This window comes from Candidatus Dadabacteria bacterium (assembly GCA_026705445.1).
Classification (GTDB): Bacteria; Desulfobacterota_D; UBA1144; order Nemesobacterales; family Nemesobacteraceae; genus Nemesobacter.
The window spans coordinates 15,059-38,437 of the sequence record JAPPAR010000029.1 but is presented as its reverse complement, the minus strand read 5'-3'; the positions used below and the strand labels follow the sequence as shown (position 1 = coordinate 38,437).

At 51.0% G+C, this 23,379-nt stretch carries 23 protein-coding genes; 11 read left to right on the top strand and 12 right to left on the bottom strand.

Annotation, left to right across the window (positions count from 1 at the left end):
- The first annotated feature begins 84 nt into the window (after positions 1 to 84).
- The 5 genes from OXG75_06805 (at position 85) to dnaB (ending at position 6,508) form a co-directional block, all read left to right on the top strand.
- On the top strand, positions 85 to 1,464 hold the full coding sequence (locus OXG75_06805) for a UvrD-helicase domain-containing protein (GenBank protein ID MCY3625680.1): 1,380 nt from the start codon (positions 85 to 87) through the stop codon (positions 1,462 to 1,464).
- Positions 1,465 to 1,481: 17 nt separating this feature from the next.
- A complete protein-coding gene (locus tag OXG75_06800; protein MCY3625679.1) occupies positions 1,482 to 3,218 on the top strand; it encodes an NERD domain-containing protein/DEAD/DEAH box helicase in 1,737 nt (578 codons plus the stop codon).
- 92 nt (positions 3,219 to 3,310) lie between these two features.
- Positions 3,311 to 3,787: an NADH-quinone oxidoreductase subunit NuoE gene (gene nuoE, locus OXG75_06795; protein ID MCY3625678.1), complete on the top strand. Its 477-nt coding sequence runs from the start codon at positions 3,311 to 3,313 to the stop codon at positions 3,785 to 3,787.
- Complete coding sequence (locus OXG75_06790; GenBank protein ID MCY3625677.1) at positions 3,784 to 5,112, top strand: glycerate kinase; 1,329 nt, start codon at positions 3,784 to 3,786, stop codon at positions 5,110 to 5,112. The genes nuoE and OXG75_06790 overlap by 4 nt, the downstream gene beginning before the upstream one ends.
- A 40-nt stretch (positions 5,113 to 5,152) precedes the next feature.
- Entirely contained in the window at positions 5,153 to 6,508 is a 1,356-nt protein-coding gene (gene dnaB, locus OXG75_06785) for a replicative DNA helicase (protein MCY3625676.1), read from the top strand.
- Here the strand turns inward: dnaB and OXG75_06780 are convergent.
- Positions 6,505 to 7,137 (bottom strand): hypothetical protein, encoded by a 633-nt coding sequence (locus OXG75_06780; protein MCY3625675.1) that lies wholly within the window; start codon positions 7,135 to 7,137, stop codon positions 6,505 to 6,507. The genes dnaB and OXG75_06780 overlap by 4 nt on opposite strands.
- A 447-nt stretch (positions 7,138 to 7,584) precedes the next feature.
- On the opposite strand from OXG75_06780, the gene OXG75_06775 reads away from it, so the two are divergent.
- The gene (locus OXG75_06775) at positions 7,585 to 9,057 is read left to right on the top strand and encodes a putative DNA binding domain-containing protein (protein ID MCY3625674.1); all 1,473 of its coding nucleotides are present in this window, start codon (positions 7,585 to 7,587) and stop codon (positions 9,055 to 9,057) included.
- A gap of 258 nt (positions 9,058 to 9,315) precedes the next feature.
- Here OXG75_06775 and OXG75_06770 read toward each other — a convergent pair whose 3' ends face one another.
- Positions 9,316 to 9,699: a DCC1-like thiol-disulfide oxidoreductase family protein gene (locus tag OXG75_06770; protein ID MCY3625673.1), complete on the bottom strand. Its 384-nt coding sequence runs from the start codon at positions 9,697 to 9,699 to the stop codon at positions 9,316 to 9,318.
- Between the two features lie 34 nt (positions 9,700 to 9,733).
- Entirely contained in the window at positions 9,734 to 10,207 is a 474-nt protein-coding gene (locus OXG75_06765; protein ID MCY3625672.1) for a cupin domain-containing protein, read from the bottom strand.
- Positions 10,208 to 10,300: 93 nt separating this feature from the next.
- Between OXG75_06765 and OXG75_06760 the strand changes: the two genes are divergently transcribed.
- The gene (locus OXG75_06760; protein ID MCY3625671.1) at positions 10,301 to 10,702 is read left to right on the top strand and encodes a hypothetical protein; all 402 of its coding nucleotides are present in this window, start codon (positions 10,301 to 10,303) and stop codon (positions 10,700 to 10,702) included.
- A gap of 22 nt (positions 10,703 to 10,724) precedes the next feature.
- Positions 10,725 to 11,846 carry a carbon-nitrogen hydrolase family protein gene (locus OXG75_06755; GenBank protein ID MCY3625670.1) on the top strand — a complete coding sequence of 374 codons (1,122 nt, stop codon included), beginning with the start codon at positions 10,725 to 10,727 and terminating at the stop codon, positions 11,844 to 11,846.
- Between the two features lie 93 nt (positions 11,847 to 11,939).
- On the opposite strand, the gene lipA is transcribed toward OXG75_06755, so the two are convergent.
- From lipA to aroA, 6 genes are all read right to left on the bottom strand, one after another.
- Positions 11,940 to 12,911, bottom strand: coding sequence for a lipoyl synthase (gene lipA, locus OXG75_06750; protein MCY3625669.1), 972 nt, complete (start codon positions 12,909 to 12,911; stop codon positions 11,940 to 11,942).
- Positions 12,908 to 13,273, bottom strand: coding sequence for a LapA family protein (locus tag OXG75_06745; GenBank protein MCY3625668.1), 366 nt, complete (start codon positions 13,271 to 13,273; stop codon positions 12,908 to 12,910). The genes lipA and OXG75_06745 overlap by 4 nt, the downstream gene beginning before the upstream one ends.
- A 154-nt stretch (positions 13,274 to 13,427) precedes the next feature.
- Positions 13,428 to 14,327 carry a signal peptide peptidase SppA gene (gene sppA / locus OXG75_06740; GenBank protein ID MCY3625667.1) on the bottom strand — a complete coding sequence of 300 codons (900 nt, stop codon included), beginning with the start codon at positions 14,325 to 14,327 and terminating at the stop codon, positions 13,428 to 13,430.
- A gap of 11 nt (positions 14,328 to 14,338) precedes the next feature.
- Positions 14,339 to 16,048, bottom strand: coding sequence for a 30S ribosomal protein S1 (locus OXG75_06735; protein MCY3625666.1), 1,710 nt, complete (start codon positions 16,046 to 16,048; stop codon positions 14,339 to 14,341).
- A 99-nt stretch (positions 16,049 to 16,147) separates the two neighbouring features.
- Positions 16,148 to 16,822 (bottom strand): (d)CMP kinase, encoded by a 675-nt coding sequence (cmk, locus tag OXG75_06730; GenBank protein ID MCY3625665.1) that lies wholly within the window; start codon positions 16,820 to 16,822, stop codon positions 16,148 to 16,150.
- Positions 16,819 to 18,108, bottom strand: coding sequence for a 3-phosphoshikimate 1-carboxyvinyltransferase (gene aroA, locus OXG75_06725; protein ID MCY3625664.1), 1,290 nt, complete (start codon positions 18,106 to 18,108; stop codon positions 16,819 to 16,821). The genes cmk and aroA overlap by 4 nt, the downstream gene beginning before the upstream one ends.
- 85 nt (positions 18,109 to 18,193) lie before the next feature.
- Between aroA and OXG75_06720 the strand changes: the two genes are divergently transcribed.
- A complete protein-coding gene (locus tag OXG75_06720) occupies positions 18,194 to 18,568 on the top strand; it encodes a DUF2237 domain-containing protein (GenBank protein ID MCY3625663.1) in 375 nt (124 codons plus the stop codon).
- Positions 18,569 to 18,606: 38 nt separating this feature from the next.
- On the top strand, positions 18,607 to 19,818 hold the full coding sequence (locus tag OXG75_06715; GenBank protein ID MCY3625662.1) for a cofactor-independent phosphoglycerate mutase: 1,212 nt from the start codon (positions 18,607 to 18,609) through the stop codon (positions 19,816 to 19,818).
- A 6-nt stretch (positions 19,819 to 19,824) separates the two neighbouring features.
- On the opposite strand, the gene OXG75_06710 is transcribed toward OXG75_06715, so the two are convergent.
- The 3 genes from OXG75_06710 to OXG75_06700 all read right to left on the bottom strand — a co-directional run bounded on the left by OXG75_06710 (position 19,825) and on the right by OXG75_06700 (position 22,719).
- Positions 19,825 to 20,730: an outer membrane beta-barrel protein gene (locus OXG75_06710; GenBank protein MCY3625661.1), complete on the bottom strand. Its 906-nt coding sequence runs from the start codon at positions 20,728 to 20,730 to the stop codon at positions 19,825 to 19,827.
- Between the two features lie 72 nt (positions 20,731 to 20,802).
- Positions 20,803 to 21,573 (bottom strand): nucleoside triphosphate pyrophosphohydrolase, encoded by a 771-nt coding sequence (gene mazG / locus OXG75_06705; protein MCY3625660.1) that lies wholly within the window; start codon positions 21,571 to 21,573, stop codon positions 20,803 to 20,805.
- 15 nt (positions 21,574 to 21,588) lie between these two features.
- Positions 21,589 to 22,719 (bottom strand): Xaa-Pro peptidase family protein, encoded by a 1,131-nt coding sequence (locus tag OXG75_06700; GenBank protein MCY3625659.1) that lies wholly within the window; start codon positions 22,717 to 22,719, stop codon positions 21,589 to 21,591.
- Positions 22,720 to 22,858: 139 nt separating this feature from the next.
- On the opposite strand from OXG75_06700, the gene erpA reads away from it, so the two are divergent.
- The gene (erpA, locus tag OXG75_06695; protein MCY3625658.1) at positions 22,859 to 23,182 is read left to right on the top strand and encodes an iron-sulfur cluster insertion protein ErpA; all 324 of its coding nucleotides are present in this window, start codon (positions 22,859 to 22,861) and stop codon (positions 23,180 to 23,182) included.
- Positions 23,183 to 23,379 lie beyond the last annotated feature (197 nt).

The window sequence follows — 23,379 nt, the reverse complement described above, 5'->3', positions numbered from 1 at the left end:
CTTTATTATAACACAAACAACGGCCTTTTCTATACCTTACCGTGAGAAATCCGGGCTAAATCTTCATTAATAGAAAAACAGTTCTTGCAAATTATGCAGTGTGTTTATCTGGATTATTTAGAGCGGTTATCCACCACAAACGAAGAAGACTTTAACGGATTAATGCAGCGCGCGGTGAACAAGATCAACACAGGACACGCAGAGTTTACAAGGAGAGATTCAAAGTGTGATCTCAGGACTATCAAGTACATGTTCATTGATGAGTTCCAAGATTTTTCCGAGTTGTTCTACAAGCTTGTTTCAGCAATAAGGAAACTAAACCAGAAAATAGAACTGTTCTGTGTTGGGGATGACTGGCAGGCAATTAATGGGTTCGCCGGTTCTGATTTAATTTTCTTTAAAAATTTCGACAGACATTTCGGTAATGCAAAACGTCTCCACATGACAACCAATTATCGGTCGCAACGGTCCATAGTGAAAGCGGGCAATATACTAATGTCCGACTTGGGAAAGCCCGCCACATCCAATAAAACCACTGCCGGAATATTAGCTGTTGCGTACTTGGATAATTTTGAGCGATCCCCAGTGGAAGATTTCCACAATGATTTTATTACTCCAGCAGTTCTACGATTAGCTCAACAATTCCTGAAAGGAAATCAAGATATTGTGTTACTTTCAAGGATAAATCATGTTGCAGAACACAAGGGAAAAAATGAGGAAGAAACAGGTGATGAAACGGTCAGGGGTATAGGTATTGAGAATTTTGAAAAACTTATCCGTTCTTATCTTCCGGAGGAGCTTAGGGAAAGAATCTCGGTATCAACTGTCCATAAGTATAAGGGACTTGAAAGAAAGACTGTCATCATACTTGACGCAATAGAAAACCACTACCCTTTAATACATCCGGATTGGATATTTACAAAAGTATTCGGAGAGGACCTTGAGAGTATAATATTAGCGGAACGGAGACTCTTTTATGTTGCGATGACACGTGCCGTTGATCAACTGATTATTATTACACGTGCAACTGAAATATCCCCATTTTTTGAAGAATTAATCTCTTCTAGACATGTGCCTTATTCTATCAGGTGGGACAGAATCCCACCCTTAACGGACGGAGAAGCATCAGATAAGTACTTGGTCAAGATCAGCAACATGAAAGAAAGAGGATCAGAGCCTACTTACAATATTAAGAAAGAATTAAAAGAATCCTATTACAAGTGGAAGGGTGATGAAAAATACTGGTGGAAAACTTTTCCGATTGAGAGCTTCAATATAGAAACTATAAAATCAAACACATGGGCTAGAAAAGCTGATGGAATTCTGGTCCAAATATTTGATGGAACAGATACAAACTGCCTTGCGTCTTATACCGTTGAATCAAACAGGTGGGAATGTGAGTTCGATAATTTGGAAGCTTCTGATTCAAAAGAAGGCAATACTGCTGTTTCCATCCTTAATTGAATAGACAGAATAATAAAATGGCAAAAATGATTCCGGCGCGTTGTCCCCGAGACCGGGGCAAAAAAGCTGAACGCAAAATTTTTACTGCACTAAAAAATGACCCAAATACTGAAGGATGGACTGTTCTCCACTCAATGGAGTTGGCAAGTAGAGGAGTAGGAAAACCCTATGGCGAAATAGATTTCGTCATTATTATTCCAGAAGAGGGAATTGTTTGTCTTGAAGTTAAAGGCGGTGGAATTCAGCGAAAAAATGACGAATGGAGTAGCGTTGATTCAAACAATAAAATACACAAAATCAAAAATCCCTTTACGCAAGCTAAAGACTCAACAATTGCATTAAAAGAATCAATAGAAAAAAAGTTTGAAGGTTGCCGTGAATCCCGTTGTCCTATTGGCCGCATGATTGCTTTCCCCTACGCAGAATGTCCTGAACTCACTCCAGAATTTAAACGTTGGGAAGTCATTGATTGCGATGACCTGTCGGGGGAACGTTTTATATCTTCTTTTATAAAAAAAGCCGCAAGAAACCACAGGCAGTTGTTAAATAAACCTGCACCTACTGCTTCAGAAGCAAAGAAGATCAGAAACTATCTGAGGCCGGATTTTGAACGAGTGCTTAAAAAGAGCATCCTGCTTAAGGAAGCGAGTGATGAGTTGCTTAGACTTACTGAGGAGCAATACAGAATAATAGATTCTCTTGAAGGCAACCCACGCTGTCTTTTTAAGGGAGCGGCAGGAACGGGGAAAACAATGCTTGCTTTAGAGTTTGCGCGGCGCAAAAGTTCGGATGGGAAAAAAGTGCTTCTTGTTTGCTATAACCAATTGCTAAGCCAATGGCTCCAAGAGCAGACAAAAGAATATGTTAATGTTATGGCTGGAACATTCCATGGAGTCGTAGAAAACCTGATAGAAAAAAGTAGTTATAAGAAAGATTTTCTCGAGATCAAATCAGAGTCGCAAAATGATCAGGAGTTATACGATGAAATATACCCACACTACGGGGAACTGGCTCTCGAAGAACTGGGGCCACAGTTTGACTTGCTTATTATGGATGAAGCGCAGGACCTTTGTAAAGAAGAAATATTGAACGTTTTCAATCTAAGCATACGTGGAGGATTGTTTGATGGCCACTGGGCAATCTTTGGGGATTTTTCCCGACAGATTATTTATTCTTTTAACGATGAAAAAGAGGACCCAGTCTCTATACTGAAAAACTACAACCACCTCAATTACAACCTAACTGTCAATTGCAGAAACACTAGGCCTATCGCTGAAGAAACCTATCTTCTTTCTGGATTTGAAAATCCACCGCTCATGCCAGGAAAAGAAGATGGTTTGCCTGTAGAATATGAGTACTGGAAGGGATACGATCATTTGATCACACTCCTTGACAAAAAAATCAAATTCCTGCTTCAGCAACAAATTTCTTTGGAAGACATAGTTGTCCTTTCTCCGAAGCGGCTGCTGGAAGACGTGAAAGAGATATCTGGATTTCCTCTCACAGATATTTCACGGAACTTGCAAGCCACAAAAAGGAAAAAAGCAATAAAATTTTCCACCACGTATTCTTTCAAGGGCCTCGAAAGCCCTGTTATAATCGTTTTAGGTGGTAAAAGGGACGTAGAAGGCAACAATTCGCAGTCTCTTTTTTATGTATCGACATCTAGGGCTAAGAGCTTACTTGTCCTGATAATAGAGGAACGGGCAAGAAGGTCAATTGAAAAGCTTCGCCTTCGCTCGTCTGAAAAATAATGTCAGTCATCAAATGTCAGTCATCAAGTTGCCCGCATTGGTATATCATGTTAGTTTTTAATTTCCGGCTTTAAGTAGTGAGGAGGTTCGGAGTGCCTTTCCCCCCCAGGCTCATACATAAGATACAAGAAATAGCGGATGACCACGAAACCAAGCTTTCGGCGCTTATTCCCGTCCTGCGGGAAGTGCAGAACGAATTCGGCTGGCTTTCCACCGAATCCATGGAAGAAGTCGCCGAGACGCTTGATATTCCCGCCTCTTCGGTTCAGAACGTCGCGTCGTTTTACACCATGTTTTTCACAGAACCCGTGGGGACTCACGTTATGTGGCTCTGCAGGACCCTTTCCTGCGCGCTTCGCGGAGCCGAGGGATTGGAGCATCACCTCTGCAAGCGCCTGGGTGTAAAAACCGGTGAAACGACGGCCGACGGAAAAATAACCTTTCTCGAAGCGGAATGTCTCGCCTCCTGCGGTACCGCACCCGCCATGCTCGTGGACGATACTCTTTACGAAAACCTCACCGAATCGGAAGTTGACAGAATAGTTGATGAAATTAAGAGAAGGGGATGAGCGAGAAACTTAGAAAGGACGCAAGGAAGCTTTTTGATCAAGCACTGAAAGAAGCCGACCCGGGAAAATGCGTCCTGGAGCATATTAAACTCAAGGGCAAGCAACTCAACGTCGGAGGGAAGAGCTTCAACCTCTCCGATTTCGAGTCGGTGTACGTCGTGGCCTTCGGAAAGGCCGCGTCCTCCATGGCCGCGGCGATTGAGAAGCTTCTCGGCGAGCGGATAACCGAGGGAATCGTGGTATCGAACGTCCGTTCCGAGCAGGCTTTTCAGAAAATGGATTTTCATCTCTCCTCTCACCCGGTGCCGGATGAAAAAAGCGTCGAGGCGGCGAAAAAAGTAGTCTCGCTTCTCGAAAGATCGGGAGAGAAGGATCTCGTGATCTTCCTTATATCGGGAGGCGGAAGCTCGATACTCGCGATGCCAAGCGAAGGGCTCACCATAGGGGATAAAAGAGCGGTGACCCAGAGACTGATGCTGAGCGGAGTCGACACCTACGGCCTCAACACCGTGAGGAAGAAAATGTCGCAGACAAAAGGAGGAGGACTTCTTAAAAAAGCCCTGCCCTCGCGGGTCATCACGCTGATTCTCTCGGACGTCGTGGGCGACCGGCTTGAATTCATAGCTTCGGGACCCACGGTTCCCGACACCACGACCTACGAGGACGCGTGGCGGGTCATAGAGGCGCTTGAGCTTGAGCATAAAATCCCCCCCAGAGTGGTGGTGCATCTTGAGAGAGGAAGGGAAAAAAACAGTTCTCCCACGGTGGACCGCGAGCAGTACGAACAGAGCGGAGCCACCACGGTTGTTGTCGGAAACAATCACAAGGCGATAATCTCTATGGAGAAGATGGCGAAGAAGATGGGGTACAACACGCTTTTTCTCTCCTCCCAGATATCCGGAGAGGCAAGGGAAGCGGCCAAGGTGCTTGCGGGAATTTCCTTTGATGTAAAAAGGTTCGGAAGGCCTGTTAAGAAACCCGCCTGCATACTTTTCGGGGGAGAGACAACCGTGAACGTAACGGGACGGGGACGCGGCGGGCGCAACACAGAGACAGCCCTCTCCTTCTGCTTTGAGATAATAGGGAGCAGCGGGATCGTGGGGCTTTTCGCCGGAACCGACGGAATAGACGGTCCCACGGACGCCGCCGGGGCGATATGCGACGGGCAATCACGCCTGATAGCGAGATCCATGGGCATAAGCGCGAGAGACCATCTTGCCGACAACGATTCGTACTCTTTCTTTGAAACCCTGGGCGATCTTATAAAAACCGGGAGCACGGGAACGAACGTCATGGACGTGGGAGTGGTCCTGATAGGAGAATGAAAAACCATCGGACAGGCGGAACAGGAGATAATCTCGAACGATGGACAGTCTGACGAAATCACCCCTTCCGAGCAACGAAGAGGCGGAGCGCGCGGTACTTGGTTCCGTACTCATTGAAAGCAGCTCGATAAACCAGGTTCTAGAAATTCTCATAGCCGAGGATTTCTATAACGAAAGCCACTCCAAGATAATGAACTCCATGATAGATCTCGACAGGGATGGCACGCCAATCGACGTTCTCACCCTCTATGAGTTGATGAACTCCAAGGGGATCATAGAAGAAATCGGGGGAGCCTCCTACCTCACCTACCTGGTCTCGACCGTTCCCACGGCGGGAAACGTCGCTCATTACGCGAGGATAGTAAAAGACAAGTCCGTCCTGAGGAAACTGGTGCTCGCCGCGACCGACATAGCGCACCGCGGGTACGGGCCCGATATCGAAGTTGACGAGTTCCTGGACAGGGCGGAGCAGTCAATCCTCGACATCGCCCAGAACAAGATAAAGCCGAGCTTCTGGCACTCGAGGGACCTTGCGCCGGTGGCTATAGACAATATCGAGCAGCTCTACAAGAAAAAGGAGCTCATAACCGGCATAAGAACCGGCTTTGAGAAACTCGACCACCTGACCTCGGGTCTTCAGAAATCGGATCTCGTGATAATCGCCGCGCGCCCGGGGGCGGGAAAAACATCGCTCTGCCTTAACATAATAAGCAACGCCGCATTGAACGAAGACCTCTCAGTGGCCATGTTCTCGCTTGAGATGACGAAGGAGCAGCTCATGATGAGGCTTCTTTCAATAAACTCGAAAGTCAGCTTTTCGGCGATGCGAAGCGGGTACATAAGGGATGACGACCTGGAGAGGCTGTTTGATTCAGCCGAGAGGTACGCGAGCGCAAGCATCTTTATAGACGACACCCCGGCACTCACGGTGCTTGAGATAAGGGCAAAGGCGAGACGACTTAAAAAGGACAACCGCCTCGACCTGATCGTGGTCGACTACCTGCAGCTAATGAGAGGCAGCTCGAGAAATGAAACCCGGGAAAGGGAGATAGCGGAGATCTCGGGCGCTCTGAAGGCACTCGCCAAGGAGCTTGACGTTCCGGTAATAGGAATCTCGCAGCTGAGCCGCCAGACCGAAGCCAGAACCGACCGCCGTCCCCAGCTCTCAGACCTCAGGGAAAGCGGCGCCATAGAACAGGACGCGGACGTAGTGCTCTTCATTCACCGCCAGGACATATACAGAAAAAACCCCGAGGAAAAAGACGGTATGGCGGAACTCATAATCGGAAAGCAGAGAAACGGGCCCACGGGCACGGTGAAGCTCGTGTTTCTTGAGCAAAACGGGGTTCCGAGCTTCGAGAATCCTTCGGACGAATTCGAAGAGGGATTTGTCTAGACTATGAAGGGCTTTACGACCGCCTTGGATTTCGACTCCTCCAGGTAAAGGGCGGGGGAGCGCTGCCAGGCAACGAATTTTTCGTGGATTTCCGCGAATTTCTGCCTGACCGAGGTCCAGTGAAAATCCCAGTCGTGGTTCTTAGGTCTGTCTGAAAAAAACATTTCGGAGAATACGGCGCTCTGCTCCGGAAGTCCCTTCTCCGCGATCCAGCCCGTTCTCACATTCGCATAGCCGCAGGCAAACCCCATGGCCAGCGTTCCCTCAAGACCGAGGCGCTGCGCTGCCGCGTTCACAAGCTCTACATAGACATAGAGGGCTTCCGTTGTGCGGTAGTTTTTCTCCGGGAACTTCTCCCGGAACTCCCGCAGGTTCTTCACGAGATACATCGGATAATAGGTTGGAGAGTAAACCGAAACGGACTTAGTCGGACTCCCAAGCGGCTCGCGCGTTATCGTTTCCCCGGAAATTGTTCCGAGCATGAAATCATCCCCGCAGTAATCCCCCGTATCCCCGCAAAGAGCTAGGGAGACCCTTATCTTCTCCCATTCTTCTCTGGCGGTCTCGCTCGCTCGCTCTATCTTGCTGGCTGTCTCGTCGGCTAAGACGAGTTCTTCAAGTGAAGGCATCTCGAATGAAAATTCTCCTGCGCTTCAATATACATACACGAGGGAATTTATCAAAAAAGCGCCCAGACAAAAGTCCTTCCCTCTCCTCAGAGGAAACCCCGGAGGTTTTTACTTGACTGGAAAATCACCTGGAGATGTTTTTTCAGGGATAAATTCGGAAAAAGTCTTGCATATCAGCGTGTTGTGCAACAAGTTTTTACTTGACTGGAAAATGCAGTTTCCCCGCGAATTCAGAGAACATCCAAATTATTCGAAATACTGTAAATTGCGGTTCCAGGAAAATCGCAGACATTACATATTCTCTGATAAACTGTATAATCTGTTAAATGAGGTATCAGTCGCCGAGTAAGAAGCCGAGAATTTCTAGTTTTTTTGCGAAACGGCATGTGTTTATTAACACCAGATTTCTGAAAGGGCGGTTGTGACTATCTTTGAGGCGGATACGACATGGGCTATTCTGAAGAAACTCTTGCCAAGCTGGCGCGGAAATTGTGCGACTTGCCTTCTGAAACGGAGTGGGTGGAATTCAAACACAATGCCGCCGACCCTGAAGATATAGGGAAATATATATCGGCTCTCTCAAACGGAGCCGCTCTCAATGGCCAGTCCCACGGATACCTCGTCTGGGGAATCGAGAACTGTACACATGAAATTCTTGGCACTAATTTTGACCCCGGAAAAGCAAAAGCCAAGAACCAGCCGTTGCAGCACTGGCTGCTTTCCATGCTTAAACCCGAAGTTCCGTTCCGTTTCCTAACAGTGAATATTGATGAAAAGAAAGTTGTGGTACTTGAAATTGGCAGGGCGACCAGTCATCCAGTCAGTTTCAAAAATGTTGAATATATCCGCATTGATAAAGTCACGCGCCAGCTCACGTCATCACCTGAACGCGCCCGCAGGTTGTGGAGAATATTCAGCGAAAGACCTTTTGAAAGATTATCTGCGATGGAACAGGTTGATGATGAGACCGTTCTGCAGATGCTCGATTACCCGGCCTATTTCGACCTTCTGAAGAAGCCTATTCCCGAGGGCAGATCGAACATACTCAGCGAACTAAAGAGCAGTCGGCTGATTGTCCAGCATGATATTGAGGGTTGGAACATAACCAATCTGGGAGCGCTGCTTTTCGCCAGAAGCCTAAGCGACTTTCCGGATCTCAAACGGAAAACTGTTCGGGTAATCAAGTACAAGGGCACAAACCGTAGGGAAACGGACCGGGACCGAACCGGGGACATGGGGTACGCGACCGGATTTAGAGGTCTTGTGGAATATATAGACGCGCTGCTTCCCTCACATGAAATCATTGAAGGGGGAATCAGGAATACGGAACGCATGTTCCCGGATCTGGCCGTGCGGGAGCTGGTGGCGAACGCCCTTATTCATCAGGATTTCTCAATCACCGGAACCGGTCCGAAGGTCGAAATATTCGATGACCGCATTGAGATAGCAAATCCCGGAGAACCGCTGATATCAACCGATCGCTTTGTTGATGCCCCTCCGCAGTCCCGCAACGAATCGCTGGCATCGTTGATGAGGCAGTTTGGAATCTGCGAGGAACAGGGCAGCGGCATTGACAAAGTTGTATTTGAAGTCGAACACGCGCAGTTGCCGGCTCCGCTTTTTGACGCGCCGCCCGATGCTACCCGAGCTATTCTTTTCTCGCGGAAAAAGCTGGCGGATATGGATAAATCCGACCGAATCCGCGCCTGTTACCTTCATGCCTGCCTCAAGTGGGTAAGTAATGAACGCATGACCAACTCCTCCCTGAGAGAAAGGTTCGGCATTAAAACCAATAACAGGGCAATGATATCACGTATTATCAAAGATACCGTTGACGAAGGTTTGATTGTACCGGAGAACGCGGAAGCCGGCCCCAAGTTCATGCGCTACGTCCCGTCTTGGGCCTCGAGTTCATCATGAGAGAACAATCGGAATTTTTACTTGACTGGAAAATCACCTGGAGATGTTTTTTCAGAGCTGAATTCGGGAAAAGTCTTGCATATCAGCGTGTTGCGCAACAAGTTTTTACTTGACTGGAAAATGAGGTTTTTCCGCTGCCGTATCTCAATTCGGCCAGCTTCATACGATGTATCCGGACTATAAACACAGTAGCAGGTCCTTCAACAATGCTCCCACGCGGAGGATTCCAATACGCAATGAGTATATACAAAAAAGCGCCTAGGGCAAAAACCTTTCCCTCTCCTCAGGGGACGGTACCCGGCATGCATCCCTTTTTCCGAAAATACTGTAGCGGTTTCTCGATACGATCCCGTAGAGATAGTCTTTTACAGGCCGGGGGACATATATCAGAAGCGCGGGAAGTGTCCAGAGACCTCCAAGTCTCTTAAGTACCAGCAAAACCGCGTCAGCTCCCTCGTAAACTCCTTCTTCATCAGCGTAGGCCATCTTCCAATCGCGCGGGGGTTCGTCCTGATACAGAGAGAACTCAACGGCCGTCTCTCCCTGCACGGGGGAAAAGAATATTTCCCGGCGTACATCCGCCCACATTACGAAATCGACGAACCTGTTGCAGAACCCGCACACGCCGTCAAAAAAAATCACAGGTTTTTCTGATCCTGGAATCTCTATCTCCCGTTTACGTAAGCTCCCGTATCAGGGTTTCGTGCTGGGGAAATCTCAGCAGAAGGCTCTCCTGCGCGCCCAGTTCGAAATCCTCAAACTCAAACCCGGGGGCCATCGTAGTTCCCATAAAAGCGTATCCGTACTCTCCCTCCACCACCATCGCGCCCTGCCAGGTTCCCTTTGGAATCACAAGCTGAGTTCTCTGGCCGGAGGGAAGATTATCTCCCATGAACACTATCCTCGATTCTCCCGTAGGATAGAGAAGCAGCATCTGGACGGGATCACCGAAGTAAAAATGGAAAATCTCGTCCGAATTCACCCTGTGCATCTTGGAATTCGCCTCTGAGGTTATAAGGTAGTAAATAGCGGTTGAAAGATTACGGTCTTCTCCGGCCATTTCCTCGCTTCTGTAAGTTTCTTTGTAGTATCCTCCCTCGCCGGGAAGCTTTTTCAGACCGAGTCTCTGTATAAGGTGATCGGCTTTCATGGATTTTCCTCCAGCAAAATTGTTAAAATCAAAGTAGCCATATAATATAATACGTCAGGACAATTTCACCATACAAAAACGGGGGATATTAAAATGTCAGAAGAAGACACAAAGCCGCAAGAGGAAACAGGGTCGGAAGGAGCAGTAGAAGACAATTTCATGAACTCCATAAACATGGCCTTTAACCTCGGAGTAGCGGCCCATCAGGAGTCCGGCCAGTCAAAAAGCGTCGTAGAGATAGCGACCGAGCTCGGAAACCAGATATACCAGAATTTCGCACAGGCGTACGGCGGCGAGATAAACGAGTCCTTTCTCAAGGCAAACACCGAATACTTTCTCCAGATAGCGCTTATGGGATACATAATCCCCGGGGTGTGCGCTTTCGATAATGACTTCAAGGAGAAGTTCTTCGCTCTTGTCTACGCCAGAGCCAAGCAGAACCAGCAGAGACAAAGCGGAGGGGAACCCCAGGGCGGAAGCAGGATAATAACCTGAGTACGCCTGCGGCCCGAGGCTCATGAGAAAAGTTCTAGGCGGCAGGGAAAAAGTAAAAGTTGCGGTTGCCCAGACAGCTCCCGTGTTCATGGACAAGGAACGGACACTTGAGAAGGCCTGCCGCGTGATAAGGGAAGCGGGAGATAACGGAGCGGAACTTATCGCATTCCCCGAGGCATTCATACCAGGGTACCCGGCCTACTACACAGTCGGCTACGAAACCCCGCCCCACGACTGGACGGATTTCATGATCGCGCTTCAGGATAACTCCATAGTGATTCCCGGAGACGACACCGAGATGCTCGCAGAGGCCGCCCGGGCAGCTGACGCTCACGTGGTAATAGGCTGCAACGAGCTTGACGACCGCAAGGGAAGCCGCACCGTTTACAACTCCCTTCTTTTCATATCGCGAGAAGGCAAGGTCCTCGGCAAGCACAGAAAGCTCATGCCCACCTACACCGAGAGAGTCTACTGGGGCCAGGGAGACGGAAGCGACATAACCACCTACGACACCGACATAGGAAGAATAGGGGGACTTGTTTGCTGGGAGAATCACATGGTTCTCGTAAGGGCCGCGATGGTTCACAGCGGACAGGACTTCCACGTGGCGGTGTGGCCGGGAAACTGGAGAAGAGGAGACGACAAGCTGCTTGCCGCCGAAACGGAAGATCCCGGAGCGGGGTGCACGGTACAGGCGCTCATAAGGGTTCACGCATTTGAATCGGGAGCGTTCGTGCTAAGCGCCTGCGGTTATCTTGACGACGATGATTTCCCGGAAAGATGGCACTATGTGCGCGACGGTAACCACATGAATTACGACTGGGCTCGAGGAGGAAGCTCCATCGTCAACCCAGCCGGCAGATATCTTTTTGAACCCCACTTCGAAAAAGACGCGATACTCTACGCCGACTGCTACGCAAACCAGATAAAGGCGGTAAAAGCTGTGTTCGACTCCCTGGGCCATTACTCAAGGTGGGACGTGGCCAAACTTCTCATCGACAGGGAGAAACGGGAACCCGTTGCGGAGAAACCCACGGGACTTCGGATATCCTCCCAGGAAATAAAAAGAATTTCAGATGAGTACGAGGTTTCCGAGGACAAGCTGGAAGCAATCGCAGAAGAGTTTAAAAGGCTTTTTAACTGAGAATAGAAATCTTAGCCGGCGTTAAAACGCCCCATCCTGTTTTTAAGTGTAATTTCGAGTCGCAGCCGGTTCATCTTTTGAGAATGTCCGCTTTTACGTCCCGGTCATTGCGTCGGAGAGTTGAAGAACCTGTTTTTCCGCGTGGTAAGAACTTCTGACGAGCGGTCCCGCTTCCACGTGCGGGATACCGATTATTTTCTGCCCGTAGTCTTTAAGAGATTCGAATTCGACGGGATGATAGAACCTTGATACCGGTATATGGTCGATAGTGGGCTGCAGATACTGTCCTATGGTAACTATGTCGCAACCGGCGCTCTTGAGATCCTTAAGCGTTTCGACGATTTCTTCGAAACTCTCCCCAAGACCGACCATAATGCCTGATTTGGTAAGCATCCCGGGCCTTCCCGTCTTCGCGGACAGCGAAAGAAGTTCAAGAGATCTGCCGTAGACCGCCTGCGGCCTCACGGACCTCGTTCTTCCCGACTGAGTTTTCTGGGGAAGCGAGTAGAGTCTCGGAACGGTTTCAATATTATGATTCAAAACGTCGGGAGATGACGCTATCACTTTGTGAATCGCCTCGTGTTCCCCCTTGAAATCCGGGATCAGAACTTCGATCTTTACCCCCGGGGATGTCTTTTTTACCTCGTTCACGGTCTGTGCGAAAATGCAGGCGCTTTCGTAGTTTCTGTCATCCCTGTTTACCGAAGTTATAACTACATGTGTAACCCGCGCGTTGTTTTTCCGAAGCTCCGCGACCGCCGCAGCCACCCTGGCGGGCTCTTCCCAGTCGAGTTCGCCGCCTCTTCCCGTTTTCACATGGCAGAAGCCGCAGCTTCTCGTGCAGACGTCCCCCAGGATCATGAAAGTGAGCGTTCCGGCTCCCCAGCATTCCCCTATGTTTGGGCACTTCGCTTCCTCGCACACGGTGTGAAGGCCAAATTCGCGCACCAAGCTCCTAAGCTTGGTATAATTCGGACCGCTTGGGATTTTTGCCTTTATCCATTCGGGTTTTTTGCGGGTCCCCGTACGAACAGGCATCCGGGTTTCAGTAGTGGCAGATTTCATTTCGGCGTCTTGAACACATCATGGGAAGAAGGCCGTTCCTGATAGCCGGCGGGCTTGTTCTGCAGAAGCTCCACCTCTAGCTTCCCGACTTTTTCCTCGAGATCTTTCACGGTTTCCCTGCTCCGCTTCAATTCGGACTTTACGGAATGGCCTCTTGCAAAAGTCAGCAGGAAAAAAACGAACGCGCCGAGAAGAAACGAAGCTCCTATTATCCCGGCATTGTAAACCGCCCACGTATTCTTAAAAGAGAAAAAACCCAGCTCGACTCTGAACACCTGCGTGGCTATCTCGAGGTTCTGAATAAAGAAAACGGCTACAAAACAGCATATAATCAGAAGAAAAAATCTTTTTACGTGTTTCATCGGTTGTTTGAAAAACGGTTTCGCCAAACCAGTGCGACCCGCCAAGCGGTACTGTATTGTAGAATATCGGTTTTTGGAGAAAATACCAGCCAAATCAAGCCGCCGCACAGGTACTGCAAGACGAAGATTGATACGGAATAAGGGGGAACTTCGGTTAGTAAACCACGTCGGCTATGTAGTAGAGACCAAACCCGGTTCTCACGGGAGAGACAAAAGTCACGCGTTCAGAAAGAGTTTCGGGGAAAACGAAATCAAGCAGCGTTTTTTTCTTCATGGGATACTCCCTGATCCACGAATCCTCATCTAGATCCCCTAGCTTCCTCGCCTCGGCAATCGCGGCCTCAAGAGTCCCGATGCGGTCAATCAGGCCGAGTTCCCTCGCCTGGCTTCCGATGAATATCTTTCCGTCAGAAAGCGAAGCGACTTTCGCCGGGGGCAGGTTCCTTCTTTCGGAAATCATGCCCTTGAACTGGGAGTGGGCGCCGTCTATGAGAGTCTGCAGGTAAGCCTTCTGCGCCTCGGGCATTTTGCGAAGCGGCGAACCAAGATCCTTAAACTCCCCGCTCTTTATCACCTCGACTTCCACCTTCGTCCACTTAAGCAGCTGCTCGTAGCTTGCGAACTGCGCTATCACGCCGATGCTCCCGGTCACGGTGCCGGGATTGGCATAAATCGTGGCCGCCGCGCAGGCGATATAGTACCCTCCCGAGGCGGCAACCGTTCCCATGCTGGCCACAACCGGCATTGCTTCGCCCAGGCTTCTGAGTTCCTCGTATACCTCCTGAGAGGCCGCGACTGATCCTCCCGGGGAATTTACCCTTATCACGACAGCCTTTACGGAATCGGTCTCGCGTATTTTTCTTATGCTTTTAATATAGGGGTCGGAGTCGATTATTATGCCGTCGATGTTTACCACCGCCACTCCGTCCCCGCGGGGGTTCTGGCCATCATCGGAGATCAGCACTCCTATGAGGATTCCCGCGAAACCGATAAGGAAGATGACCAGAAGCGAGAGAAAGGTCTTAAGAAAGAAATTCAGGTCGGGGACTCTCACTTCGCCACCCCTCAGTCAAGGGCCTTGAGCTTTTCGTTCAGGATGTCCCCGAGCTTGGAGGAACTTTCCTGCTGGGAAGACACAAAGTCTCTCATCGTGTCTTTTTCCTGTTTCTTCTCAAGCCTTCTGCGGCTGAGATTCACCTGATGCTTGGGCTTGTTAAAACCTGTGACTAGGCCGCTTATCTCGTCTCCAACCTTAATGGATTCCTTGCTGAACTCATCTTCCTGAAATTCGCGGATGGCGTAAAATCCCGTTACGTTGTCGGCAAGCGCCACGGTGACGCCGCTTTCGAGAATTTCCTCTATCTTGGAGGTGACCACGGTCTCGTTCACCTTGTAGTCCCGAAGCACCTTGTTCCACGGATCCGGGGTGAGCTGCTTGACTCCAAGCCCGATTTTTCTCTGCCTCGGGATGACATTCAGCACAATAAGCTCTATTTCCTTTCCCAGGTCTTCGTTTGAGAAAACTTCAAGGGGGCTGACTTCCCCCTCCCACCTCAGATTTTCCGGACGCACGAGCCCGACCATGTCCGGGGCAACTTCGACAAAAACCCCGAGTTCCGTAACGTTTCTTATGGTTCCGCTAACCCTTGTGTTAGGAGGATTGTTCCGCTTGAACTCATCCCATGGGTTTTCCTGTATCTGCTTGAGGCTCAGCGAAATTCTTCTTTCCTTCGGCTTTACTCCCAGAACCGCAACTTCTATTTCGCTTCCGACTGAAACTACTTCGCTTGGATGACGGAAATTCTTAACCCAGGAAAGTTCGCTTACGTGCACAAGTCCCTCTATCCCGGGTTCAAGCTCGACGAACACGCCGAATTCCGCCGCGAAGACCACCCTGCCCCTGACTCTGTCGCCGATTCGGTATCTTTCCTGTATGCTCTCCCACGGGTCCTCTGTGGTCTGTTTCACCCCGAGAGTTATTTTCCCGTTTTCGATCTCAAGGCGAAGAATCTTGACCTGGATGTCCTCGCCTTCCTTAAGGACATCCCCCGGATGCCTTACCCTCCCCCAGGAAAGCTCTCCTATCGGGACAAAACCCTCTATGCCCCCTATGTCCACGAAAGCGCCGGCGTCAATTATCTTCACCACGTTTCCGGAAACAGTCTGGTCTTCCGATATGGTGGCAAGCGTCTCCTTCTTTTTCTCCTCCCTCTCTTCTTCGAGAATCACCCTTCTCGACACCACTATACCGTTATCGTTGTTCTGAATAATGCGGGTTTCGATCGTCTGGCCCACCATCTCGTCAAAATCCGCGACCGGCCGCAGGCCGACTTGGGAACCGGGAAGAAATACCTTGAAGGGGGTATGCCGCCCTATATCGCAGTTAAAACCACCCTTAACTCTGTTTAGAATCTTGGTGACGACCGGTTCTTTGTTCTTGAACTTCTCCTCGATCGCCCTTTTTTCTCTGATCTGGTCTGCTTTTTGTTTGGAAGCCCTGACGGTGTTCGGATTAGGTCTTTCGACCAGAACCTCTATCTCCGAGCCCACCGAGACTTCATATTCGCCGTCTTTGTTTAGAAATTGGTTTATGGGAACTATGCACTCGAACTTAAACCCGAGGTCTATGAAAACAGCGTCAGAATCAACCCTTATGACCCTTCCTTTCGCTATTTCCCCGTTCTCGGGCTCGCTCAAGCGCGATTCCATACTTTCATCAAGTAACTCCTCAAAGCTTTTCTCATTAGAATCCGTAATACCATTATCCTGAGTCATTTTGTTTAGCCGCCTTTGCCATCAGTCTTTTACTAATAAAGGCAAGGTTACATGAAAACTGTCTAAAATGAAAAGAGCGCTAGGGAAGAAAAATTGTTTTCAGTCGCCGCGGTGAGAGATATCTTTTGTGCGAAGAAATATCGCCGCAATCACGTCTTCGGCGCTCATTCGGGTCGTATCTATCACCACGGCGTCCTGGGCGGGTCGAAGGGGGTTCTCCGCGCGAAGCGTGTCGCGACGGTCCCTTCTGCGAAGCTCGTCCTGAACATCCGAGAGGGGAATATCTCCCTGCTTATTTTGAAGAAATCTCCTTTTCGCTCTCTCGGCAACCGTAGCGTCGAGATAGAATTTATATTTTGCCCCGGGAAAAACATAGGTTCCCATATCCCTTCCCTCGGCAACTATGTTTTCCCCTTCCCCGATCTTTCTCTGAATGCCGATGAGAAATTCCCTTACTTCGGCAAGTTCCGCGAGTTCGGAGGAAAGGGAAGAGATCCTCTCCGTCCTTATAAGTTTCGAGACGTCACGCCCGTCAAGAAAAACATGGCCATCCGGAGAGAACTCCACCGTAGTTCCGGAAAGCAGCCGCGAGAGCGAAGCGGGGTCGTTGGGGTCAACCTCCGCCTCGCTTACCTTAAGCGCCACGGCCCTGTACATGGCGCCCGTGTCAAGACACGAAAAACCGAGCAGGTCGGCCACTCGCTTAGCAACGGTGCTTTTCCCCACTCCCGAAGGTCCGTCTATGGTAACGATATTGTCGCTGTCTTGTTTCATTTGGAATCTATGAGAGTCTCGAAAAGCGGGAAGAATTCAGGAAATGAAATGGAAACGCATCCGGCATCCCCGATCACCGTCTCCCCTCGGGCCCGCGTGGCAGCGACGACAAGAGACATGGCGACTCGGTGGTCTCCGCGGCTCTCGCACCGGGCTCCGCGAAGCTCACCCGTGCCGTTTATAATCATGCCGTCCGGTGTTTCGCTTATGTCCGCGCCAAGTTTCGAAAGTTCACCCGTCATGGCGCTTATCCTGTCGGTTTCCTTCACCCGAAGCTCCCCCGCGCCGCTTATGACCGTTTCGCCCTCGGCAAAACACGCGGCCACGGAAATAACGGGAAGCTCGTCTATGGCCCGCGACACCGACTCTCCCTCTATGCGCACGGCGCGAAGCGCGCCGTGGCGGGCAATTATATCCCCTACCGGTTCCCCGCAGCACTGGCGGCGGTTCTCAACCGAGATGTCGGCCCCCATTTCCCACAGGATATCAAGCACCCCGGTTCTAAGCGGGTTAAGTCCGACATTTTTTACCATGATTTCCGATCCCGGGTTTACAAGCGCGGCGACGATAAAAAAAGCCGCCGATGAGATGTCCGAGGGGATTTCAAGCTCGGTTCCCGAAAACTCCATTCCCTGGCTTACCGAGACACGTGTTCCGCTTACCTGCACCGGAACTCCGAAGTAGCGCAGCATCCTTTCGGTGTGGTCCCGGGTTCTTTCGAGTTCCGTCACGCTGGTCCTTCCCGCGGCATAGAGTCCCGCGAGCAGAATCGTGGATTTTACCTGCGCGCTCGCCACGGGAGATCGGTAATCTATTCCCTGAAGTTCCGAGCCTGTTATGTGAAGAGGAAGAACCTCTCCCTCCCCCGATATTCTGGCCCCCATGCTGCGAAGCGGGACAGTCACTCTGGACATGGGACGGCGACGCAGGGAATCATCCCCGGTAATGGTTGAGGGGAAACTCTGGGCGCTTAGAACTCCCGTGAGGAGCCTGGCGGTGGTTCCCGAATTCTCAGCGTCTATAGTCTTTCGGGGCTCCTTGAGGCCGAAAAGGCCCCTTCCCGCAATTTCCACTCCTCCCGCACCTACTTCCACCTCGATCCCCATGCTTCTAAAAGCGTTCGCCGTAGCAAGGGTGTCTTGGGAAGCGAGAAACCCGCTCGCCTTGGTCTTTCCCCGCCCAAGCGAGCCCAGAATGACCGCTCTGTGGGAAATGGATTTATCTCCGGGAGGGGTTATCTCTCCGGCAAGCGTGCGGGTTTTTTCCTTGAGTATGAAATCGGACATCTTCTGACTGAGAATTATATACCCAACTCGGTAAAACAATATATAATATTTACTATAAGGTGCAGTCTTTTACCGAATACACGGGATGAAAACGGAAGAGAAAAACATATTCGGCGAGGATCTGAGAGAGTGCGGCACCGATCCGATGACCGGATTTTTCAGGGACGGCTGCTGCAGGGCGGCGGTCGAGGATGTGGGGCTTCACCTGGTCTGCGCGGAGATGACGGAGGAATTTCTCGAATTTTCGAAGTCCAGGGGAAACGACCTCACAACCCCCCGCCCCGAGTTCGGTTTTGAGGGGCTAAAACCCGGAGACAGGTGGTGTCTTTGCGCGCTTCGCTGGAAAGAGGCGCTTGAGGGCGGCGTGGCTCCCCCGGTTTTCCTGCAGTCGACCCACGAATCGGTACTCAGGATCATTGATCTCTCCGATCTTAAAAAACACGCGGTCGACGTATCCTGAGCCTTGATTCCCCTGAATTTGCGTATAATCTTCGTTCTGTGAAATATCTTGTACTCCAAGGCGACGGCATGCCTGACCACAAGCTCCCCGAGCTTGAGGGCAGGACTCCGCTTGAAGTCGCCGAGACCCCAAACCTTGACGCGATCGCCAAGCGGGCCGAGATTTTCGGGACCGCAAAAACCATTCCGGATCCTCTCCCTCCGGGAAGCGACGTGGGAAACCTGGCGGTGCTGGGCTACGATCCCACGAAATACTACACGGGAAGATCCCCCCTTGAAGCCGCGAGCATTGGGATTTCGCTCGGGGAAACGGACGTCACGGTGCGATGCAATCTTGTATCTCTCGCCGAGAGAGACGGCCGGACGGTCATGGAGGACTACAGCGCCGGGCACATAACGGACGATGACGCGGCCGGGATCATCGAAGATCTGAAAAAAGAGTTCGACGGGGAGGAGTTTTCCCTGAACCAAGGGGTAAGCTACAGGCATCTTCTGCTCTGGCGCGGAGGAAACAGCAACATCCAAACGACGCCGCCTCATGACATTTCCGGAAAGGAAATCGCTCCCTGGCTTCCTTCGGGAGACGGGGCGGAAAAACTCCTCGGCCTCATGGAGAGATCCCGCAGGATACTTAAAGACCATCCCGTGAACAAGAAAAGAAGAGCCGATGGGAAAAACACCGCGGACTCCATATGGCTCTGGGGCGAGGGGACAAGACCCGACATGCCGTCCCTTCAGGAGCTTTACGGAATCACCGGGTCAGTTGTATCGGCGGTCGACCTCGTAAAGGGGATAGGAATATTCGCCGCGATGGAAGTAATCGAGGTTCCGGGAGCGACCGGGTACCTTGACACCAACTACGCGGGAAAGGTGAGCGGCGCTATCGAGTCGTTGCAACGCGTGGACCTCGCAATGATCCACATAGAGGCAACGGATGAAACGGGTCATGTCGGAGACGCGAGCCTCAAGATACAGGCGATCGAGGATTTTGACCAAAAGGTAGTAGGGCCTGCACTCGCGGGGATGGAGCAGTTCGGTGAATACAGGGTGCTTGTACTTTCGGACCACCCCACCCCCATAGATCTCAGGACCCACTCGAACGAACCCGTCCCATTTGCCATACTTGATTCCGCGAACCGCTCGATAAAGCATGACTCTCTTGTTTATACCGAGGACTGCGCCGCGGCAAGCGGAGTCTATGTAAAAGAAGGCTGGAAGCTATTGGGAACGCTTGTCGCCAGACAGGAATAAAGCGCCTCAGAGATAATACTTGAGCCCGACCGTGAAGGTCCAGCTGTCTGTGTCACCCACTTCGAAATCGGTCGTAAGCGGCGTAACGCCGTCGGCGCGTATGGGTTCGTGGCCTCTGACCCGCTTCCAAGACAGGTCGTCGCGGTCAAAATCGCTAAGGCGCGTCCAGCGGGCCTTAGCGCCGACTGAAATATCGTCGCTGAGCGCGTAGTCGACTCCGCCCACAACCTGAAAGCCGAACCTGGTTTTTCCCAGCTTTGTATCTATGTCGCTGACCGTGCCCGCCGCGGCAATCTGCCACGGTTCCGCGCCCAGATCGCTTCTGCGCAGAAATCTGGCGGAGTAACGCATTTCCGTCGAACCCACACCTATACCGCCCCCGATATAAGGCGTAAAGGGCGAGTCGTTGCGTAGGTCGTAGTAGGCGTTCAGGAAGAAATGATGAGCGCTGAGGTCATACACGCGTTCTGAAGGAGGATCGTTTTCGTCCCATTCGCTCTCCTTCTGATCGAACGTTTCGCCGCCGGAACTGAGGCGTGCGAGTCTTGTCTGCGAGCCTTGGCGACGGTTTAGATACTCCGCCTCAAAACGCAGCCCGTTACCGAATGCGTAACCAAGGGTCGCGCCCCCCGCGAAGCCAGCGCCGGGAGCAAACACGTTTGCAATGATAGTTGTCTTTTCGGTGGTGCACTCCGCGTCCATCGGTGGAGTCGCACCGGAAGGGTAAAGAAACGAATCGCATTGGGTCGGGTGATCAATCAAGGACTGGGAAACATCCATGTCTCCCGACTTTGAAAAACCCGCTTCAAGCCCTACATAAAAACCTTCCGCCGCTGCATCCGTCACCGACAAGGCGGCCGCCACAAGAACCGCCACAAGCCAAAGACACCCGTTGCCCGCAAAATGTCTCATATATTTTCTCCTTGTATCTATGAATTCAAGAAATGTTCATGGCCGAAGAATACCCCTGAAGCGAGGGGGAAACTACGTCTTTTTTATTTCTTCCCAGATCTCGTCCATCTGCTCCATGGAAAGAGTGCTTATCTCTTTTTCCCCGGTCCGCGCTTTCTCTTCGAACCGGGAGAATCTCTCTATGAACTTCTCGACGGCCCCATGAGACGTAGTCTCGGCGTCAATGTCAAGATGTCTTGCCAGATTCACGACGGAAAAAACAAGATCTCCCCACTCCTCCCGGGACCTGTTTTTCTCCCCGGCCTCCATTTCCCGCTCAAGCTCAACCAGTTCCTCCTTTACCTTGGCAAAAACCGAAGAAACATCGCTCCAGTCAAACCCGGCGCGAGCCGCCTTCTCGCCGACCCTCTGCGCCCTCATCAATGAAGGCATGGCTCTCGGTATTTCCTCCAGATCGGCTTTCCCTTTTTTCTCCTTGAGCTTCTCGGCGTTCCAAGTCCTTAAGGCTTCGTCCGCATCCTTGGCTTTTTTCTCACCGAACACGTGAGGGTGCCTTCTTATGAGTTTGTCGTGGAGTCTCTGGGTAACATCGCCTATGCCGAATTTCCCTTCTTCGCTTGCTATCTGGGAAATGAAGACAACCTGGAAAAGAAAATCTCCAAGCTCCTCTACGAGTCCGTCCGTGTCCCCAAGCTCTATTGCCTGTATTACCTCGTAGGCCTCCTCGAGAACGTACGCCCGAAGCGACTCAAGCGTCTGCTCCCTGTCCCATGGACAGCCTCCCGGAGCGCGCAGACGCCTCGCAAGCGAAACTATATCGTCAAAAGTTTTTTCCTCTTTCATAACTCCTGGGGCACCCTAGACCCGAAATTTCTTCGAACACCGGGTCAGGTTCTGGTTTCCGTCCCGCGTGACCAGAACCACGTCCTCTATCCTGACTCCCCCGAGACGCTCGTAGTAAAGACCGGGTTCTACAGTAACAACATTTCCCTCCTTAAGGATCTCGTTTCCGGGACCGATTCTCGGCGGCTCATGGATGTCAAGCCCCAGGCCGTGGCCCGTTGAATGTATGAACCCTTCGGGGCTTCCGGAACCCGAAGCCGTGGTAGGAAACCCCCGTTCCGTGAAGAAATCTATTACCGCGCCGTGCACGTCCTTTGATCTCACGCCGTCTTTTATCATGGAAAGCGCGATTTTCTGACCGCGCAAAACGGTATCGTACATTCTCAGAAGTTCAGCCGAGGGCTCGCCCTTAACAACCGTCCTCGTCATGTCGCCGAAATAGCCGTCCTCCTGGGACCTCGGGAAAATGTCGATCACCACCGGCCATCCGGCCTTAAGAGGGCCTGAGCCCTTCTCGTGGGGCATGGAACCCTGAACCCCTCCGGCCACTATGGTGTTCGAAGCCAGATACCCCCGTTCGGCAAGATAGGAGCTTATGGCGGAGCGCACTATCTCGGAAGTAAGGGGCTTGCCGTCGCGGTAAAGCACGGAGCCCTTGACCACTGAATCCGATATAATTGAAATGGCAATCCTCATGGCCCATGCCGTAGCGTAAAGTGCCTTCTTTATTAGTGAGACTTCCGCCGGGGATTTCCTGAGACGCTCGGGAAAAAGGAAATCTTTCTTCGCGGTGCGGACGAAAAAACCGGCTCCCCGAAGCGCGTCGGCATAGGAAACCGGAAAGTACCTCTGGACAACCAGGCTCCTTATTCCTCTTTCCTTGAGAATTGCCGCGGCCACCTCGGCAATACCGGGCCTTTTTCTCTTCCCGCCGCGAATCCTGGCAACCCACTCCCCGAGTGAGACGACCCGCTCTACTCTTGCCTCTTTTTTCCCCCGCTCAAGTTCAAGATCGCTGAGAACCAGCGTCCCTTCCCCGTCGTGCTCGAAAAAAATAACAGGGTCCGGAACGAAAAAACCGGTTCTGTGGTAAAGATCAGAATTGCGCTCGCTCGAATCGATTATAAGGTAGGCCGTTTTGCTCACGCCGAAAACTATACAGTAAACCTGGGTAGCCGGGCAAACCGGGGACGCTTACCCGCTTACGCTTTGACAACCGCCCCCGGCAGATGTATTTTGTTAGGTGGAGTGGTAAAATAAATTTACACCGCCAGGAGGAGCAAATATGTTTTCCGTAACTCCCAAAGCCGTAGATGAAATAAAAAGGCTGCTTGCCGAAGACGACATAGAAAATGCGTTTCTCAGGGTAAGGATAGTGCCCGGGGGCTGTTCCGGGTTTTCCTACGAGATGGGATTTGACGATGAAACCGATGAAGGAGACAACCTGATCGAGTCCGACGGCATAAAGGTCGCTATCGACGAGATCAGCTACACCTATCTCGACGGATCGGTTCTTGATTTCAAGGATGGTCTTGAGGGAAAGGGCTTCGCGATCGAAAACCCTAATGCGACCGGCTCCTGCGGCTGCGGACAGTCTTTCACCGCATAGAAAAAGAAATCCGCAATATTCAATTTTCCCCACAAAACCTTTGCCGAGTCCCGTGGCGAACCTTCGCGCGGAAGATTCACTGAGTGCTTGTAGGCCAAAAAAACAGACTTCTTAGCCGGTTTATAAGCAACAAGTCATGGTTTTCGGGAAAACGGATTTCTTTTTCGCATAAGCAAATTTGATTATATAATTACATG